Consider the following 19,061-nt stretch of genomic DNA (forward strand, 5'->3'; position numbering starts at 1 on the left):
TGCAAATAAAGAAGCCGCCCGAAGGCGGCCCGTTGTTATCCGGTATCCCGTATCCGGCCTCTATCGACGCAGATCAGGCATCGCCCATCGCCAGCAGGGAGGCGTTGCCGCCCACCGCCGTGGTGTTGATGGTGCGGGTCTTCTCGGTAACGAAGCGGCTCAGGTAGTGGGGGCCACCCGCCTTGGGGCCGGTGCCGGAGAGCCCCTGGCCGCCGAACGGCTGCACCCCGACCATGGCGCCGATCTGGTTGCGGTTGATGTAGACGTTGCCGACGTTGATGCGGCTTGCCAGCTCCTCGGCGTGGGATTCGTTGCGGCTGTGGATCCCCAGCGTCAGACCGTAGCCGGTGCCGTTGATGTCGCTGATCACCTTGTCCAGATCCCGGGTGGCGTAGCGCACCACGTGCAGGATGGGGCCGAACTGCTCCTTGGCCAGCTCGCGGATGGAGCCGATCTCCAGCGCGGTCGGCTGGACGAAGTGTCCCTCCATGGTCGCGGCGGGCATCGGCGCCTGCGCAATCAGGCGAGCACGTGGGATCATGTAGGCGAGGTGAGCATCGAGACCGGCCTTGGCCTCGGCATCGATCACCGGGCCGACGTCGGTGTTGTGCTCGGCCGGGTTGCCCACTTTCAGCTCCTGCATGGCGCCGGTGAGGATCTCCAGCACCCGCTCTGCAATCTCCTCCTGCAGATAGAGCACCCGCAGGGCCGAGCAGCGCTGACCGGCGCTCTGGAAGGCGGCGCTCACCACATCGCGTACCACCTGCTCCGGCAGGGCGGTGGAGTCAACAATCATGGCGTTTTGGCCACCAGTCTCGGCGATAAGCGGCAGGATGGCGCCATCGCGCTGGGCCAGGGTCATGTTGATGAGCTTGGCGGTCTCGGTGGAGCCGGTGAAGCAGACGCCGCCGATGCGCGGATCCGCCGTCAGCTTGGCGCCGACGGTGGCGCCGTCACCAGGCAGCAGTTGCAGCACGTCACCCGGAATACCAGCCTGATGGGCCAGCGTCACCGCCAGATGGGCGATAAGGCCGGTCTGCTCGGCAGGCTTGGCGATGACGGTGTTGCCGGTGGCCAGCGCAGCGGCGATTTGGCCGAGGAAGATCGCCAGCGGGAAGTTCCACGGGCTGATGCAGACAAACACCCCGCGTCCCTGCAGGAACAGCTCGTTCTGCTCGCCGGTGTAACCGGGCAGCAGGGTCGCCTGCCCCATCAGACTGCGGGCCTGCACCGCGTAGTAGCGGCAGAAATCGACCGCTTCACGCACCTCGTCGATGCCATCTTGCAGCAGTTTGCCCGCCTCGCGGGTACAGAGGGAGACGAACTGCTCGCGGTTCGCTTCCAGCAGATCCGCCAGCTTCTCCAGCGCGGCGGCCCGCTCGCTCACCGGGGTTTCGCGCCAGCGCGGGAAGGCAGCGTGGGCAGATGCCAAGGCCTGCTCCACCGCCTGCTCGTCGGCCCAGTGGATCTTGCCGACGGTGAGGCTCACATCCTGCGGGCTCAGCACGGTGCGTGCCTCGCTGCGCTTGAGGGTCTCGCCATCGACGATGGGGCCCGCCAGCCACTGCTTGCTCTCCAGCTCTTTCAAGCGGGCGAAGAAGGGGCGCTGGATGGAGAGGATGTTCATGTTGACGCCGCTGGAGTTCTTGCGGTCGCTGAACAGGTTCACCGGCTGCGGAATGCGGTCGTTGGCAAAGCCGGAGTAGCGCTTGAGGGTGCGCAGCGGATGCTCGGCCAGTGAATCCACCGGGGTGTTGGGGTCCACCAGCTTGTGAACGAAGGAGGTGTTGGCCCCGTTCTCCAACAGGCGGCGCACCAGATAGGGCAGCAGATCCTTGTGGGCGCCGACCGGCGCATAGATGCGACAGTGCAGGCCGGGATTGTCGTTCAGCACCGCGTTGTGCAGCTCCTCCCCCATGCCGTGCAGGCGCTGGAATTCAAACTGGCGATCACCGGCCATCTCCAGAATGCTGACCACGGTATTCGCGTTGTGGGTGGCGAACTGGGGGGCGATAAAGCCGCGAGTCGGCTCGCTCAGCAGGTAGCGGGCGCAGGCGAGGTAGGAGATATCGGTGCCCGCCTTGCGGGTAAAGAGCGGGTAGCCGGGCAGGCCCGCCTGCTGGGCATATTTCAGTTCGCTGTCCCAGTAGGCGCCTTTTACCAGTCGCACCGGAATGAGGTCACCCTGCTCGCGAGCCAGGGCGGTGAGCCAGCAGAGTACCGGCAGCGCACGCTTGGAGTAGGCCTGCACCACCATGCCGAGCTTGCCCCAGCCGCGGTTGGCGTCGGAGCGGTAGAGCTGTTCGAACAAGTCCAGCGACAGCTCGAGGCGGTCCATCTCCTCGGCATCGATGCTGATGGCCACATCCTTGTCGCGGGCCAGACGCACCAGCCCCACCAGCCGCTCGCACATCTCGCCGAGCACCCGCTCGCGGTTGGCCACGTCATAGCGCGGATGGAGCGCCGAGAGCTTGATGGAGATGGAGGGGGCCGGGCCGCCGTCGCTGATCCGCTCGTTGCCCACCGCCTCGATGGCGTTGCGGTAATCGGTCAGATACTTGTCGGCATCCTGCATGGTCAGCGCCGATTCACCCAGCATGTCGTAGGTGTGGGTGTAGCCCAGCTCGCGGGATTTGCGGCTCGCCTTGAGTGCCTCCTTCATGTCGCGCCCCAGCACGAACTGCTTGCCCATGATCTTCATGGCGGCGTACATGGCGGAGCGCACCACCGGCTCCCCCAGCTTGTTGACCATGCGCCCCAGCAGGTTGGCCGGGTTGCCGTCGAGCTTCTTGTCGAGCTTGATGATCTTGCCGGTCAGCATCAGCCCCCAGGTGGAGGCGTTGACCAGAGTAGAGTCGCTCTTGCGGAAATGAGATGACCAGTTGGCGCCGGAGAGCTTGTCCTTGATCAGGGCATCGGCGGTCTCGGCATCGGGAATGCGCAGCAGCGCCTCGGCCAGACACATCAGGATGATCCCCTCCTGGGTATCGAGACTGTACTCCTGCAGGAAGGCGTCGATACCGTCACCGGAGCCGCTCTCCTTGCGCACCTTGGTCACCAGAGTACGGGCACGCTGGGTCACCTGCTCCAGCGAGGCGCCATCCCCCGGCAACATGGCCGACAGTTCGGCCAGATAGGCATTTTCATCCACCACATAGTTCTGGGTGATGGCTTCGCGCAGGGCGGCCAGATCGGAGGGGATATAGTCAGCGGCAAGCACTTGAGTAGCTTTGAACATATGGGGTCTTCCTGTACGCCCTAGGGCTGATATCGACAAAGGCGGACGCGCCGCCGAAACGCCGATAATGTATACAATGTTGCACCCTATATGAAATGAATTTGTTGCCACTCTTTAACAAAGATCGCTCATTCACCCCATGAACTCCCTTTTGAAGCCAATACGCCAGCAAGCGTGAGGGTCATCTGACTTCATTTTGTATACGATCTGCCACCGCCCGCCCTGTCGCAAAGCAACCACGCATTCCGCCCAATACCGGATGTCCCCAATGCGCCCAAAAAAAGAAGGGCCGCCACGGCGACCCTTCTCAGCAATTCATTCAGCCAGATGCTGTCAGTTCATCCAGCGATCGCCGCGGCTGCGACGACGGGGCAGCATCGGCAACAGGATGCCAAGCAGGATCCCCGCCCCCACCATGGCGCCACCACGGATAAACCAGTCCATCTGCATGTCGTGCTCCTGGTTGTCGTAGCTCTGGGTCAGGGCATCATTCTGCTCTTTGAGATTGCTCATCTCCTCACCCTGACTGACCAGCTGGGCCTTGAGGGCGGCGATCTCCTTGCTCTGGGCAGCGATCTGGCCATCCTTCTCGGTGAAGCGTTTCTCGTTGTCACCGTTGAGGTTCTGCAGGCGATCTTTAAGCTCATCGCGCTCTTTTTCCACCTGGGGCAGACGCTCGCGCAGGCTGATCTGGCTCTGCAGTTCGCTGTTCTTGATCCACCCCTCGCGGCCACGACCGTCCACCACCTGGGTGAAACCGGCCTCGCTGTTCACCGCCTTTACCTCCAGCGGTTCACCAGCCTTGACGCTGCCAAGGATCCGGTACTGGGTACCCGGGCCATTGTGGATATAGGTAAAGATGTTGTCTGAAACATAACGGGTATCGGCCAGTGCCTGTTGGGCACACAAGCAGATCAAAATCCCGAGAAGGGCGCGCATGGTCGATCGGTTCTCTTTTTCAGGTTTGGACAAGAGGTTGAATGTTAAGCCGCCAGCAGGTTAAAGGACAAGCAAAGAAAAAGCACCTCCCCCGGATTAAAGAGCGCAGAGTTGCGAGTCACCTCGCAACTTGCCCGTCTGCGGTCTCACTTGTTTTTCAGCTCCTGCACCTCGCTGCGCAGGGCACGGATCTCCCGCAGCAGCTCCTCTTGCTGGTTGTTGTAGTGATGACGCCACTTGTCGGTCTCGCCATCCCCCTTGTTGGGCTGCAAAAACAGGCTGGCCATAAAACCGCTGATGGCACCGAACAGACCCACTCCGAACAGGATCAGCAGGCTGGCGACAAACCGCCCCTCCTCGGTCTTGGGCACCAGATCCCCGTAACCGACTGTCGAGAGGGTCACCAGCGTCCACCAGAACGCGTCGTAAGGTGTCTCAATCTGGCTGCCGGGCTGGCCTGACTCAATCCAGTACATGACGCCGGAGCCCACCCCCAGCAGCAGGAAGAAGAGGAACAAGATGCCGGAGAGGGTGGTCTCGTTGCGCTCGCGACGGAACATGGCCCAGAGATCCGGGTGCTCCTTGAACAGCTGATAGACCCGCCACAACTGGATCAACCGCGCCCAGCGCAGTTGCTCCGCCATCGGCAGGCTACCCGGCAGATAGATCCAGTTGGCCTTGAAATAGGCCTTGCGATCAGAGGCCCGGATCCAACCATAAGCAAAGTGCGCGAGGAAGAAGTAGCAGATCAGACTGTCGAGGTCATAGAAGAGCTGCAGGGTCTGTGGTGTCAGGCTCTCATGGCCCCACCAGCGGGCCGTCACCAGCACAACCGAGATAATCGACAGAAATGCCATCAGCAGATCCATCGCCCGCAGATGAGTTAAGTGATGTCGCATACATTTTCCAACTTTAAGCACAGTGCAAATTAATAAAAGAGAAGATAATGCCGATAGTCCTGAGGGCAAAGGAAAAAACGGCTTTTAAAAGGAGAATGACAATGCAGCTGAACCTGCTGGAGAAAAGAATGAGCAACATCCGGTTGGTACCCAAAGTGGTGCTGCTGATGGTGTTCAGTACCCTCCTGCTACTGACAAAACTCTGGTTTGACGCCAACAATCTGGAAGCGACCCTGCTCAGCGAAGGGCTCGATCCCGCCAAGGCGGATGCGATCTCCAATCGCCTGCTCTGGACCGGTCTGATGGAGACCGCCATCATGGGGCTGCTGTTCGTGATCCTGCTGCTCACCGGCTCCCGCCTGATGGTCAAGCAGGTGCACTATCTGGTAGGCCTTCTGGAACGCTTCGCCAAGCGGGACCTCAGCCACAAGGTACTGCTCAAGTCACGTGACGAATTCGGCGACATCGCCAAGGCGGTCTCACACTCGCAGGAGAACCTCAAAGAGGTGTTTGGCAACCAGCGCGCCGCCTGCAAGGAGCTCAACGACATCGCCTCCCAGGTGACCCTTTGCATGGAAGAGGCCAACGAAGCGATCAACGAAGAGTTCACCCAGATCGAACAGCTGGCCAGCGCCATGAGCCAGATGGTCGGCGCCATTCGCGAAGTGGCCGCCCATGCGGATCAGGCCTCTCACGCCACCGCCGAAACCAGCCAGCTGGCGGAAGAGGGGAGCCGCTGCGTCGCCGACACCGTCAGCACCATCGATACCCTCTCCGGCAACATCCAGCGCTCCGCCACCGTGGTCAACGAGGTGGAGCAGGGGGTCGAGCGCATTGGCTCGGTAGTCGACACCATTCGCGGCATCTCGGAACAGACCAACCTGCTGGCACTGAACGCGGCCATCGAAGCGGCTCGCGCCGGTGAAGCGGGTCGTGGCTTTGCCGTGGTGGCCTCCGAAGTGCGCGAGCTGGCCAACCGGGCTCAGGCCGCCACCGTCGAGATCCAGAAGATGATCGAACAGCTGCAGGGCAATGCCCATCAGGCCGGCGAGCTGATGGCCCAAAGCGTACAGCAGGCCGACAAGGGGGTGGAACAGGTGACCCAGGCCGGTACCCAGCTCGCCACCATAGTGCAGCGGGTACAGGGTGTCGCCGACATGAACCGCCACATCGCCGCCGCCTCCGAGCAACAGAGCTCGGTCGCCGAAGAGATGCGCGGTAATCTGGAGCAGGTCAAGCAGATCGCCGAAGGCTCCGTCGTGGTGCTGCGTGAACTGCAAGAGGCCTCCGAGCTGGTCGAGCAGCACAGCAAGGAGCTCGACAGCCAGATCCAGTCCTTCAAACTCGTCTGACTGTTTTCATGCCCCAATCCGGTTAGACTGGAAGGCCCCTTGAGGGGGCCTTTCTCATTTCCAGCGCACGGCAAGGAGCCAATATGCAGCAAAATGCAACGCACCCACCACTCGAGCTCAGTGACGACAAGGGGCGGCTCGATGTGCCGCTGATCCACCGTTTTCTCTCCGAAGAGGCTTACTGGTGCCGTGGTATTCCCCACAGCACTGTGGTGCGGGCTATCAACCACTCCCTCTGCGTTGGCGGCTATGTCGATGGTCAGCAGGTTGCCTTCGCCCGGGTCATCACCGACAAGGCCACCTTTGGCTATCTGGCCGATGTCTTCGTGCTGCCTGAGTACCGCGGCCGGGGTTACAGCAAGGCACTGGTGGCAACCATTGTCGACCATCCCGAGTTGCAGGGATTACGTCGTCTCGCTCTCGCCACCTCTGATGCTCACGGCCTCTATGCCGGTTTTGGCTTTGCGCCCCCAGCAAGTCCAGACAGCCTGATGGAGATCTACAACCCTGCCATCTACCAGCGCACCTGATTGACTGGCGGCCAATAATTCCCACCGGATCATGCTTCTCGCCCCTGCGCTGTGACGCGGGGGCCTGACAGTGCTAGATTGGCAGCCACCATTTTGAACCGGCAGCGTTGTTAACCTCGTATCGTTAACCCGCTGTCGTGAACCACAAGGACGGCAACCGTGGCCCAGCACCCTCCCTCTTTCTCCGCCCTCTCCCCCCTGCTGCAAGAACAGGCCGAGCGCCAGTGGCAGCGACTGGTCGAGCTGGCCCCCGACTATGGCTCGCTGCCCGAGCCTGTTCGCCAGCCCCTGCTGACCCTGCTCGGTCTCTCCGATTTTGTCGCCGACTCCCTCTTCAAACAGCCGGAGTTGCTGACCGAACTGCTCACCTCCGGGGATCTGGATCAGGCCGAGCGCTGGCCCGCCTACCAGAGCGATCTGACCGCCCTGCTCGCCGCGGTGAGTGATGAAGAGGCGCTCAAGCGCATCCTGCGCCAGTTCCGCCGCAGCCGTATGCTGGTGATCGCCTGGCGCGAGCTGCTGGGCCACGCCGCGGTAGAAGAGAGCTTTATCCATCTCACCAAGCTGGCGGATGCCCTGATCTGCTCCGCTCGCGACTGGCTATACGCCAAACAGTGCGGCGAGCTGGGCACCCCGATGGACGGCAATGGCAATCCGCAGCCGCTGCTTATCCTCGGCATGGGCAAGCTGGGAGGTGGCGAGCTGAACTTCTCCTCGGATATCGACCTTATCTTCACCTTCCCCGAGAACGGCTACACGGTTGGCGGGCGGCGCGAGCTCGCCAACCAGCAATTTTTCATCAAGCTGGGCCAGCGCATCATCAACGCCCTCCACCAGCCCACGCAGGATGGTCAGGTGTTCCGGGTCGATATGCGGCTGCGCCCCTTTGGCGATGCGGGGCCGCTCGCCATCTCCTTCGCCGCCATGGAAGATTACTACCAGCACCACGGCCGCAACTGGGAGCGCTATGCCATGGTCAAAGCGCGGGTACTGGGCCCCCAGTGCGAGCACGCGGTGGAGCTGGCCGAGATGCTTCGCCCCTTTGTGTTTCGCCGCTATATCGACTTTGGCGTTATCGACGGCCTGCGCCAGATGAAGGCGATGATCGCCGCCGAGGTGCGCCGCAAGGGGCTGGAGGGCAATATCAAGCTGGGGGCTGGCGGCATCCGTGAAGTGGAGTTTATCGCCCAGGCGCTGCAACTTATTCGCGGCGGCCGTGAACCGGCACTGCGGGTGCGTCACCTGCCGGAGGCGCTGGCTGCCATTGCCCAATGTGGCGCCCTCGAATCTGCCCATTGCGATCGCTTGCTGGAGGCCTATCGCTTCTTGCGCCGGGTCGAGAACATCTTGCAGGAGATCGGCGATCAGCAGACCCAGACCCTGCCCACCGAAGAGCGGGATCGCCAGCGGCTGATCGCCGCCCTCGGTTTTGCCGACTGGGGCGCCTTTATGGCTCATCTCGATGAGGAGATGGCCGCCGTCCATCAGGAGTTCGCCGCCGTGGTGGGGGAAGAGAAAGAGGCACCCGCCCATCTGGAGCAGCTCTGGCTCGATCTCTGGCGCACCGAGCTCGATGCCACCGAGCTGGAAAAATTGCTGACCGCTCAGGGGGTGGCCGAGCCCGCCCCGCTCTGCGCCGCGCTGCTGCGTTTCAAGGAGGAGTACAAGCGCCGTCAGGTGGGCCCGCAGGGGCGCATCGCGCTGGACTGGCTGATGCCGGAGCTGCTGCGGCTGGTGGTCGCCAGCGAGCAACCCGCCCGCCTGTTCGAACGGGTGTGTGAGCTGCTGACCCGCATCTTCACCCGCAGCGCCTATCTGCAACTGCTGGCGGAAAACCCGGGCGCCCTGCGCCAGCTGGTGCGGCTGTGCGACGCCAGCCATCTGGTGAGCGAGCAACTGGCCCGCTACCCGATTTTGCTGGATGAGCTGCTCGATCCCCAGCACCTCTACCACCCCACCCCGCTCGATCAGTACAAGCCCCAGCTGCGTCAGTTCCTGCTGCGCATCCCCGAGGAAGATGTGGAGCAGCAGATGGAGGCGCTGCGCCAGTTCAAACAGGTGCAACTGCTGCGCATCGTGGCGGCCGATATCGCTGGCGCCCTGCCGCTGATGAAGGTGAGCGACCACCTCACCTGGCTGGCGGAGGCGATCACCGAAGAGGTGGTCAATCAGGCGTGGGCCCAGATGAGCGAACGCTACGGGGTGCCGCCCGAGGTGGCGTTAAGCGGCCAGCGCGGTTTTGCGGTGGTGGCCTATGGCAAGCTGGGCGGTATCGAGCTCGGTTACGGCTCGGATCTCGATCTGGTATTCCTGCACGGCGGCGACCCCAACAGCTACACAGATGGCCGCAAGCCCATCGACAGCCGCCAGTTCTACCTGCGCCTGGCCCAGCGGATCCTGCACCTGTTCAGCACCCGCACCCCCTCCGGCATCCTCTACGAAATAGACATGCGGCTGCGTCCCTCCGGCGACTCCGGCCTGCTGGTCTCGTCGCTGTCGGCCTACGAGCAATACCAGCAAAACGAGGCATGGACCTGGGAACATCAGGCGCTGGTGCGGGCTCGCCCCATCTATGGCGATGACGCCATCGTTGCCGAATTTGCCCGTATCCGCCGCGATGTATTGGCCAAGGAGCGGGAGCTGCCGACCCTGGCCCGCGAGGTGCGCGAGATGCGCCACAAGATGCGGGATCATCTGCTGAAAGCGGGGGCTGGCGAGTTCGACCTCAAGCAGTCCCCCGGCGGCATGGTGGATATCGAGTTTATCGCCCAGTATCTGGTGCTGGCCCACGCCTGCGGCGAACCCGATGCCCTCACCCGCTGGTCCGATAACGTGCGCATCTTCGACGAGTGTGTGATGGCGGGGGTGCTGACCCTGGAGCAGGCGGAGGGGCTGAAGCAGGCCTATCTGGAGATCCGCAACCTCGGCCATCGCCTCAACCTCTCGGAGATCTCCCGCAAGGTGAGCGACGATCAGCTGCAGAGTGAGCGCAGCCATGTGCTCGCCGTCTGGCAAACCCTGCTGGGGGAGTAATTCCCGCCAGCGGCAATGAAAAGGGGCCCGCCTGAATTGCTTCAGGCGGGCCCTTCTCTTATCTCCTTACGGTTGCTCAGCCGTGATCCATCACCGTCTCCACCAGCATGCTGTTGAAACGCTGATAGGCCTCTTCCTCAAGGAGCCCCGGATAGCTCAACACCCGCAGCGCATGACCTTGATAGTCAGGATGATAGGGTGGGTGGAGATGGGCATAATCGTTGAGACAAAAGCCCAGCCCCTGATAGAAGCGCAGACGGCGAATGGCAATCTCATCCTCTGGCGGATCGATCTCGAGAATGACGGTTTTGCCTGCCCGCTCGCAAAATTCGGCCAGCAGGCGGCTGCCGTAGTTGCGGCCGCGCAGCGCCGGATTGATGGCCAGATGTTCGATATAGATCTGCTCGCCACACGCCCACCAGAAGATGAAACCGAGCAGCAGGCCGTCCTGATAAAAGATTTGGCAGTGATAGCGAGGATCCCGCATCTTCTGTGGCTGATGCTGTGACTGGCGCTGCTCGTAGCGGGGAAAACTCTCGCCATAGATCTGCCAGACCAGCGGCCACGCCGGATGGTTTACCTCTCTAATCACTTCACTCTCAATCATCAGAACTGCCTCTCGTTTATTTTGCAGAACGTTCATCTATACATGAAAAGTTCTGCCACAGCATCCTCTGATGAAATAAAAGCCAGAACGCCCGATTAGCGGGCGCCATCCGGTTGCGAGACAAACTGCTGCTGGCTGCCATCTGGCAACAGCGCCAGCACGCTTTGAGCGGCCAGTTTGATCCCTGACAGCTCGGTGGCCGAGCCGAAGTTGGCAATCAGTCGAGTGCCATCGGCAAACTCGCTCTGCTGCACCACGCCTCTTTTATCGAGCCAGCGAAAACCGGTGAGGGACTGGTTGTAGAGCCGCTCATGCAGCGGGCGGAAGAAGGCATCGAGCCCCTTGAGATAGGGAATGCGCACGCTGGCACTATCCAGACTGAGGTTGAGCAGCGGCGGCACGTTGTAGAGCTGCTGCAACAGCTCGGTGACCTGACGGCTCTCCCTGAATTTGAGGCTATCCATCGTCCAGTGGTGGGTGGTCACTATGCTGTCGTGAAAGACACTCTGGAACAGCGGCAGCCGCAGCGCCGGATCGAAGTAGAGCCCCTGATACTCAGGTTTTAGATGGCTCTGGCGAAAGAAGAACGCGGGCTGATAGTCGGGATACCAGGCTCCCAGATAGTAGGGAGAGCGCTTGTTGCGGCGCATATCGGGATCCTGCCAGCCAAAGCCGCTGGTCTGGGGGCCGTGGGCAAAGGCCGCGGTGCGGTTGGCAACCGCGCCGCCCTCCTCGGAGCCCACCAGCACACCCTGACTCCTGGCAATCCAAGCCATTCCGGCCATCCGGTTTTGCGCATCCTGCGCCTGACTGGTCGGCTTGGCCGGATCGAAGTCGTCAAACACCATGCCGGTCGCCGCCACATCGAGGAACCAGCTGTTGTAGTGGCTCGCCTGCTGCAACCAGGATACGCGCTGTTCCATCACCGGGCGCACGCAGGCCTGATTGGTGTAGACGCCGCTGTTTTGAAAGCCGCTCTTGCGCCGCCCGTTCTCCTGCATGATGCCGCAGCGCAGGTAAATATCCTGCCCCATCTGGGCGGTGAGCCAGCTCGGCTGGCGATTACCCTCCGGCAGCGCGGTATCGTAGGAGTCGTAAGGAGCGATGAGATAGCCCGCCGCTTTGGCAAGTTCAATCCCCTGCGGCGCGGCAAAGCCCGCCGTCCACTGGGGCAGCCCCAGCCAGAGTCTGGGTAGTCCAGCCTGCTTGAGAGCCGCGATCATCTTGGCCGAACTGCCATCGCCCCAACTCTGCGGCTCGTTGAGCGCAGCCCCCAGTTGCGTGGCCGCCAGCGTGCGCCGGGCAGCGAAATCGGCCGGTTGCTGACCCGGATGGCGCAGCGCCAGCGCCTGCTCAACTCCGGTCAGCACCCGGTTTTGCAGATAGCGGTTGCGCTCAAGATCGGGCGCTTGCAGCGCACTCTTACTCTCCCCCTTGAGCCAGTCGGCGGGGATCAGGCGGCGCAGCACGGGCCAACTCTTCACATCCTGTGGCACCAGCAGTCGCTCGCCCCAGAGATAGAGGTGAGAGGCACCGATCAGCCGCTTGCCATCCGGTACTGCCGCCAGCTTGCTCTCGAGCGGGACCAGCTCGCCCCGCTCCTGCAGCCAGCTGCGATAGGCCTTGCCCGCCGCCAGCCAGTCGTTGCCCGGTTGCAGCGACACCGCCACCTCATAGGGGTCGGTCAGATTGAGGCGATTGACGCTATGGGTCGCCGTCAGGGCAATGCCATCTTTCCCGGGCGTAAAAGTGAGCCGGTTGTTGAAGGGGTTGGCAAAGAGGATCGCCAACTGCTGATCGCCGTGATCCAGCCCAACCACCGGCAGGGTCAGATTATCCGTGGTGTTGATCCCCTGATACTCCTGCGCCAGCGCCTTGCGCCACGCAGTGTGCGTAGCCGGAATGCGAAATCCCTCGTGGATCGGCAGCATCAGCGCCTGCGCCCCTGCCGGTACCCGCGGCCACACCAGCTCGCCAGCAGTTGCACGGCTGAGGGTAAGGATCAGACGGTTACCCTCAAGGCGAGCCAAGGCACGCACCTCGCCATCGGCGCGGGTCAGCCAGCTGGCACGCTCCCCCTCCTGCTGCAAGGCGGTGACCGGCTGGCGCGGGCCGGGGGAAGAGATGGCAAGGTGCTGGCCCGAGGGCAGCACAGCCTCGGCCGCCAGGGTGGCGGGATCCAGCTCGATGCGCCACTGATCGTTGGCAAGGGTCAGCGCCTCGGCAGGCAGGGAGAGCAGCGGCATCAACAGCAGCAGCGGGCGGATCCGGCTCGTTAGCACGGGAAGAAGAGTCATGGTCGGTGATTCCTGATAACACACGGGAATCGCCATTTCAGCAGATCGGCAGCCTGCGATTGTCAGGCCAATGTCAGGATTGCATGCACCTGCCTATAACGATGCGCATTAATCCACTGGCCCCGCCTGACTGTGGCTTAGCTGCAACACCAGCTGGCCGCGCTGGCTGGTCTGCACCAGCGAAAGGGTACGCCAGCTGTCGGGCGTGGCGGTTGGCCAGTTCACCGGCTCATCAGGCGCAATCCGGTGCCACCAGAGCAGGGAATATTGCGGGCGGGCCAGCACCGTCTGCTCAAGCCAGAGCGGTGTACAGGAAGCGGGATTGGCGGGGGGATTGGCCACCGCCGGCGGCGAGCGGGAGAGCCAGTCCAGATCCTGCACCGCAGGCAGCGGCAACGCCACCTGCCACTCCTTGCCCGCCACCGTCAGCCGCAGCTGATAGAGTCCGGCTGGTAAAGGCGTCGGCAGATCGGCCCCCACGACCCGGACCCCTTTATTCTCTTCCGCCTCCCACTGGGCACCTGCCAGTCGGTCACGGCCAGCGGGATCGATAAGTTCAGCGGCGGTGATGGGCCCCTCCCCGGTCAGCTGCACCCGATAGTCCCGCAGCAGCGGCGCATCGCGCTGGATCAGCTCAAGGCGCAGCTCGCTCACCCCATCGGGCAGAGTGAGCGGGAAATCCTTGCCGCAGTGCTGGGCACTCAGCGCAGTCAGCATCCCCTGCCAGTTGCGGCGCTCGGCATCGCTGTTGAGCGCAGGCCAAGCCTGCTGCAAAGATTGCCAGGCGTGCCGGTTATCCCCCTGCAACAGCGCCAAGGTAGCCGGTTGCAGCGGGTCGGCGCGCTCGGTTTCTTGGAGGCGATCGGTTGCCATCACACAGCTTGCGTTCAAAAGGCCGACGCTTAGAACCAACAGCAGCCCAGCCAGCCTTGTGTGCTTCACTGTGCCACCTCCAGCCGGTAGCCGATGCCGCGCACCGTCTCGATGGCCAGCCCTGGCAGCTTCTGGCGCAGTTGCAGAATATGGGTATCGACGGTGCGGGTGGAGGGAAACGCCTGATAGCCCCATACCCGGTTGAGGATCTCCTCCCGGCTCAGCACCCGCCCCGCCATCCGCACCAGCAGGGTGAGCAGGGCAAACTCGGTAGGGGTAAAGCTCACCTCCGCATCCTGCCAGCTCGCCTGCATCCGGGCGGGATGAAGCTGCAAGCCGCCCACTGCCTGAGTGCCATCCCCCAGCTGACGCAACTGGGCCCGGATCCGCGCCAGCAGCTCGTCGTGGGAGAAGGGTTTGGTCAGGTAGTCGCGCGCCCCCGCATCGAGCCCGGCCACCCGATCGCTCACCTCCACCCTTGCGGTGAGCACGATCACCGGCAGCGCCTTGCGCGCCAGCCACTGGGGTAGCCAGTCGAGGGCATCCCCCTCCGGCATGGTGCGATCCAGCAGCACCAGATCCGCCGCCAGCCACTGCTGCTCCGCCGCTGTCAGGGTGTCGCACCAGAGGCAGCGATACCCTTCGCGGGTCAGATAGCGTTGCAGGTTCTCCGCCAGCAGCGCCTCGTCTTCGACAAGCAGGATGGTCTTCATGATTCGGGGTCGCTCCAGAGTTGGCAGGGCAGCGTCAGGGTGAAGGTGGTGGGTGGGCCGGAAAGGGTGAGACGCCCGCCAAGACGGCGCAGCAGATGGCGCACGATGGCAAGCCCCAGCCCCAGACCATCGGCACGGGCACCGCGGTGCAGCAAGGTGGCGAGCCGGTAATTTGGCAGCTCGCCGCCATCGCTGACCGCGAGGATCAAACGCCCCGCCTGCCAGCTGGCACAGATCCGAACCGGCGCGCGGCCATGCTGGCTGGCGTTACGCAGCAGGTTGTCGAGGGCGAGATCGAGCCAGTAGAAGGGGAGCGCCAGAGTCATCTCCCGCTCAAGGCAGAAGGTGGCTTCATGCCGCTCGCAAGCCAGGGTGAGCCACTCGGTGAGACTGACCGCCACCCGCTTATCTTCCAGAGTCTCAGCCGCCAGATAGTGGCGACTGGCCTGCGCCAGCTGATGCAGGCGGGCGACACTGCCCAGCAGCTGACCCACGCTCTGTTGGGCGGAAGGGGGCAGCCGGTCGAAATCGTGGCGCAGCTCCTCGCTGATGCCGGAGAGAGCCATGATGGGAGTGCGCAGCTCGTGGGTCAGCATCTGCAATGCGACACGCCGCTCCCGCAGCAGGCGCCAACGCTGCCAGCTGGCCCACCCCAGCAGCAGGATGAAACCAAGAGAGCTGGCCAGCGCCAGCCACTGCCAATGCAGCGTGGGGCGCTCGTTGATGCAGATCCCCCCAACCCGCTCCTGGCAGGAGCCATCGACCCGGCTATCCAGCGTCACGCCAAGCCGCTCGGCCAGCGGCTGCCACTGCCCGGCACCGTAACGACGCCACTGCCCATCGGCAAGCAGCCAGAGCTGACCCGATTGCAGCAACCAGCGCTCGCCCCGCAGCAGGGCATCGAGGTTGTCATTATCGAGCTCGCCGAGCTGCCCCAGCTGATCACGCCGCTCCCGCACATGGAGCAGAGCGTCGAGCCCGGCCGCCGGATGACCTGCCAGCCAGCGGGCTGCGCTGGAACCGCCCAGCGGATAGATGGGGTGAGCGGCAAACCAGCGGGTCGAGGGCGTAGCCCCTTGGCCACAAAGCGCCCTCAGCAGCGGCAGCCACTCGGCAGGCAAGTCATTCTCTGTCACGCACTCCTGCTGGTAGCGATAGATGGCTTGCAACTGGCGCAGCTGATAACGCTGCCAGGCGGGATAGAGGGAGTCGGGAGCGATCAGGCGCCGGTCGAGCCGCTGCACCTCGTCAAGAGGCAGCGCCTGTTCGGGAGCCTGCTCGGCCAGCGCGCCCGCCAGACGATCTGCCAGCGGCCCGGCCAGCACGGGATACGCCGTGCCGTAGCAGATCAGGGAGCAGAGCAGCAGGATCAGGCGCATGGATTCAACTCGAGATGACTCCGGATCAAGGCGCAGCAGATCACTGCGCCATAAAAAAATGTCAGCGCCATTTTTCAATGGCGCTGACATCCGGTCAACCGCTAACGGCATTGGCGCGGCTCCCGCCAGCCCATATGAACCGTCACCTATTTGAACAGTCCTTTGAGCAGCTGGTCAGCCACCCCTTTGACGGCTTCATTGTCGACCTTGTCCCCCAGCAGCTTCTTGAGGCCGCGTTCGGCCTCCTTGCGCGCCTTATCCTCCAGCAATTTGTTGTTGCTAAGCAGCGCCTTCACGTCGAGCTGATAGCTGGGAGCCTGCCAGTGGCCGCCGATCCGCACCGGAATGGTGATCTCTTTGAGCTCATCCACATCCTTGCCCCCCTGCCCCTTGCTGCTCTCGACAATGGAGGTGAGGAACAAGAAGTCGAGGCTCTCCGGCACCAGCGCCGTCTGCCCCTCGCCCTTGACCCGCAAGACGGGGGCAAAGAGCTGGATGTCGTTGCTACGGGCGATGCCGTCGGCAATCTGGAAGCTGGCGGTCAGAGCGCTGAAGTCGGTCTTGCGCGCCTCCTTCACCTGCTCGGCCCCCTTGCCGGTGAGGGTGGCCCGCGCCTCGCGGATCATCTCCGGCAGGTTGATCCCGTGCAGGGCACCGTCGCTCAGTTTCAAGGTAACCTTGCCCTGCATCCCGTTGCGCAGAGCCAACTCAGAGAGACCACGGCCCTGCACCTGCACATCGAGATCGCCCTTGCCTTCCAACAGATCACTCTGGGCCAGAGTCTGCAGCAAGGGACGAATGTTCACCCCGGCCACCTGCTTGTGCACCTTGTAGGTGGCGGGTTGCTGGCGCGCGTCGAGTACCCCGTTCGCGTTTACCTGACCGCCCGCCACGGTCGCGCTGAACTGTTTGAGCGTCATCAGTCCTTTTGCCAGAGCCACCTGCAGATCGACTGCGCCAAGATCCAGCCCTTTCAGGCGCAGGCTGCCGAGTTGCAATCGACCATCCAGATCCACCCCTTTGAGCGCGCCCAGATCAGGTTCAACCGCAGAGAGGGCTTCGCTCTTGCCGGTTACCGCTTTATTGTCACTTGCAGCGGCATTGGAAGCACCGGCCGCCGGTTTGTCCTCTTTCGCCTGCGCTGGTGTGGTCGGTACCGATTTGGCGACCCATTTGTCGAGATCCAGCTTTTCCCCCTTGAGATCGAAGCTGATTGCGGGAACGGCACCAAGCTGCACGGTTCCATCACCACTCAGCAGCGCCTCATCGGCACTCATCACCAGCTTGCTCAGGGTAATCAACTGCTTGTCGAGCTCGGCACGGGCAAAGCCGGCCAGTTTCAGCTTCATCTGCGGGCGCGGCAGTGCATCACCTTCCAGCGCTGCCGTCAGCAGCACATCGGAGAGCTCGGCCAGCTTCATCTCTTTATCGAGCCGTCCCTTGAGTGTTCCTTCCAGCGAGCCAGCCAGTGAAGCTTGCTGCCCCTCTACCTTGGCCCCCTTCAGCGCCAACGTGAGGTTGCTCCACTCACCAAGGGCCAGTCGGTCTGCCTTGATGGAGAAACTGTCGAGTCGCAGGGATGGGTCACTCAGGCTGCCACTGAGGCTCAGATCTTTCAGTTCACTCGCCATCACCTCCTGCGCCAGCTTGATCTGGGTCTGCCCTTTAACATCGAAAGCGAGCTTGTCGGCACTTCCCTTGGCGGCCAGCGTCACGGGTACCCACTGACCGGTGGCCAGCTGCCCCATATCGAGATCGAGGCGATCCATTCGCAGCGATGTGCCGTTGCGATCATCCTGTACCAGCGCACTGGCCTGGGAGAGCGCGACACCCTGCAAGCTGATCTGCCAGGGCTTGCTATCAGCGGCTGGCGCAGGGGTTGCGGGGACGACCGGTTCGCTTGCATCAGCAGCGGCATCTTTGATCAGTCCGCTCAGATTGGAGCTGCCATCCGCCTTGGTCTGGATAAAGAGATGGGCGCCACTCAGGGTCACCTTGCCGATCTCCAGTCGATGGGAGAGCAGCGGCAACAGGGCCACCGAGGCATCCCCCTGTTCGAAACGAACCAGATCCGGCTCGGCAAAACCGGCCGGATTGCGCAGAGCGACCTTTTCCAGCGAGAGGCCGAGACTCGGCCAGAAACGCCAGTCAATCTCCCCCGCCATCACCAGTTCCCGGCCCGTGCTCTTGCGCACCTGCTCAGCCAGTTGGGGCTTGAATTGATTGGGGTCGATAAGGCTTATCAACGTCACTATGGCCAGCAAGGCCGCCACGGCGATGCCGAGCAAGATGAGAACTATCTTCTTCACGATATGCTCCTTGAATCCGGATCCACTGCTGACTATACCACTCACCGTCTGACGAATGGCGTCTGCGAGACAAAAGCGGACAAGGATGAGACAGGGATGGTCGCTGCCAATCCCCATCGTCATCAGCAGGGATCAGGCTTGCAAAGAGGATTGCTGCAGCAGAGCCATAGCGGTGCGCGTCGACTCGAAAGCAAAGCGGGGCAAGGGAATATCGCTGATCTTCAGCCACTGACAGGCGGCCACATCGTCAGCCGGCTGGATGACCGGTTTTTCACTCAGCTTGATGGCGAAAAAGGTGTCACAGGTGTGATAGGTGATGCCATCGTAGGGATAGATATTGGGGAAGGAACCGAGATAGGTAAAAGGTTGGGCGCTAACATCGAGCCCCAGCTCCTCCTGCAACTCGCGCACCAGCGCCCCCTCCAGCGACTCGCCGGGATCGACAAATCCGCCCGGCAGATCCAGCAACCCCTTGCCCGGATTGCGGGCACGCACCGCAACCAGCACCTCGTCCTGCCAGCAAAGCGCCACCATCACCGCCGTCGCCACATTCTGGAAAAAATGAAAACCGCAGCCACAGCGAAACTCTTTCTGACTGACGCTCTGCAGGGTTTGACCGCCGCATTTTGGACAAAACATGGGCTATCTCCGACGAAATAAAGCACCATTTTACGCTGTTGTGACCGTTTTTTATGAGTAAAACCGACGGGGAAAACTAGGCATTCAAAGGGAGAGGAATAAAACGGGACAATTATCAGACGATTTAATAAATTGCAGGCAATAAAAAACCCCGCTCGATGAGCGGGGTTTCTTGTATTGGGTGCCTGGCAGTGTCCTACTCTCGCATGGCGAATGCCACACTACCATCGGCGCTACCGCGTTTCACTTCTGA

Annotated in this window: 13 protein-coding genes; 3 read left to right on the forward strand and 10 right to left on the reverse strand. The window is 62.5% G+C overall.

Going from position 1 to position 19,061, the window contains the following annotated elements; translation table 11 throughout:
* Positions 1–73: 73 nt before the first annotated feature.
* The 3 genes from putA to OKB77_RS21650 all read right to left on the reverse strand — a co-directional run bounded on the left by putA (position 74) and on the right by OKB77_RS21650 (position 5,076).
* A complete protein-coding gene (gene putA / locus OKB77_RS21640; RefSeq protein ID WP_123172434.1) occupies positions 74–3,238 on the reverse strand; it encodes a bifunctional proline dehydrogenase/L-glutamate gamma-semialdehyde dehydrogenase PutA in 3,165 nt (1,054 codons plus the stop codon).
* Between the two features lie 333 nt (positions 3,239–3,571).
* On the reverse strand, positions 3,572–4,177 hold the full coding sequence (locus OKB77_RS21645; protein ID WP_005335443.1) for a TIGR04211 family SH3 domain-containing protein: 606 nt from the start codon (positions 4,175–4,177) through the stop codon (positions 3,572–3,574).
* Between the two features lie 146 nt (positions 4,178–4,323).
* Positions 4,324–5,076: a potassium channel family protein gene (locus tag OKB77_RS21650; protein ID WP_005354446.1), complete on the reverse strand. Its 753-nt coding sequence runs from the start codon at positions 5,074–5,076 to the stop codon at positions 4,324–4,326.
* 101 nt (positions 5,077–5,177) lie between these two features.
* Here OKB77_RS21650 and OKB77_RS21655 point away from each other — a divergent pair, with 101 nt between their 5' ends.
* The 3 genes from OKB77_RS21655 (at position 5,178) to glnE (ending at position 9,991) form a co-directional block, all read left to right on the forward strand.
* A complete protein-coding gene (locus tag OKB77_RS21655) occupies positions 5,178–6,428 on the forward strand; it encodes a methyl-accepting chemotaxis protein (RefSeq protein ID WP_005335445.1) in 1,251 nt (416 codons plus the stop codon).
* An 83-nt stretch (positions 6,429–6,511) separates the two neighbouring features.
* Positions 6,512–6,958, forward strand: coding sequence for a GNAT family N-acetyltransferase (locus tag OKB77_RS21660; RefSeq protein WP_064339507.1), 447 nt, complete (start codon positions 6,512–6,514; stop codon positions 6,956–6,958).
* Between the two features lie 159 nt (positions 6,959–7,117).
* Positions 7,118–9,991, forward strand: a complete 2,874-nt coding sequence (gene glnE / locus OKB77_RS21665) for a bifunctional [glutamate--ammonia ligase]-adenylyl-L-tyrosine phosphorylase/[glutamate--ammonia-ligase] adenylyltransferase (RefSeq protein WP_123172433.1) — start codon at positions 7,118–7,120, stop codon at positions 9,989–9,991.
* A 76-nt stretch (positions 9,992–10,067) separates the two neighbouring features.
* On the opposite strand, the gene OKB77_RS21670 is transcribed toward glnE, so the two are convergent.
* From OKB77_RS21670 to OKB77_RS21700, 7 genes are all read right to left on the reverse strand, one after another.
* Positions 10,068–10,598 carry a GNAT family N-acetyltransferase gene (locus OKB77_RS21670; RefSeq protein WP_069651902.1) on the reverse strand — a complete coding sequence of 177 codons (531 nt, stop codon included), beginning with the start codon at positions 10,596–10,598 and terminating at the stop codon, positions 10,068–10,070.
* 95 nt (positions 10,599–10,693) lie between these two features.
* Positions 10,694–12,895 (reverse strand): glycoside hydrolase, encoded by a 2,202-nt coding sequence (locus OKB77_RS21675; RefSeq protein ID WP_265775533.1) that lies wholly within the window; start codon positions 12,893–12,895, stop codon positions 10,694–10,696.
* 108 nt (positions 12,896–13,003) lie between these two features.
* Positions 13,004–13,768, reverse strand: coding sequence for a DUF2861 family protein (locus OKB77_RS21680; RefSeq protein ID WP_234915508.1), 765 nt, complete (start codon positions 13,766–13,768; stop codon positions 13,004–13,006).
* Positions 13,769–13,833: 65 nt separating this feature from the next.
* The gene (locus tag OKB77_RS21685) at positions 13,834–14,481 is read right to left on the reverse strand and encodes a response regulator transcription factor (protein ID WP_199416895.1); all 648 of its coding nucleotides are present in this window, start codon (positions 14,479–14,481) and stop codon (positions 13,834–13,836) included.
* The gene (locus OKB77_RS21690; protein WP_234915507.1) at positions 14,478–15,971 is read right to left on the reverse strand and encodes an ATP-binding protein; all 1,494 of its coding nucleotides are present in this window, start codon (positions 15,969–15,971) and stop codon (positions 14,478–14,480) included. Before OKB77_RS21690 ends, OKB77_RS21685 begins: the two co-directional genes overlap by 4 nt.
* Before the next feature lie 35 nt (positions 15,972–16,006).
* The gene (locus OKB77_RS21695) at positions 16,007–18,169 is read right to left on the reverse strand and encodes an AsmA family protein (protein ID WP_265775532.1); all 2,163 of its coding nucleotides are present in this window, start codon (positions 18,167–18,169) and stop codon (positions 16,007–16,009) included.
* 132 nt (positions 18,170–18,301) lie between these two features.
* A complete protein-coding gene (locus OKB77_RS21700; protein ID WP_150389575.1) occupies positions 18,302–18,808 on the reverse strand; it encodes an NUDIX domain-containing protein in 507 nt (168 codons plus the stop codon).
* Positions 18,809–19,061 lie beyond the last annotated feature (253 nt).

The sequence above is a fragment of the Aeromonas sp. Y318-3 genome (genome assembly GCF_027706185.1).
In the GTDB taxonomy this organism is placed as follows: domain Bacteria; phylum Pseudomonadota; class Gammaproteobacteria; order Enterobacterales; family Aeromonadaceae; genus Aeromonas; species Aeromonas veronii.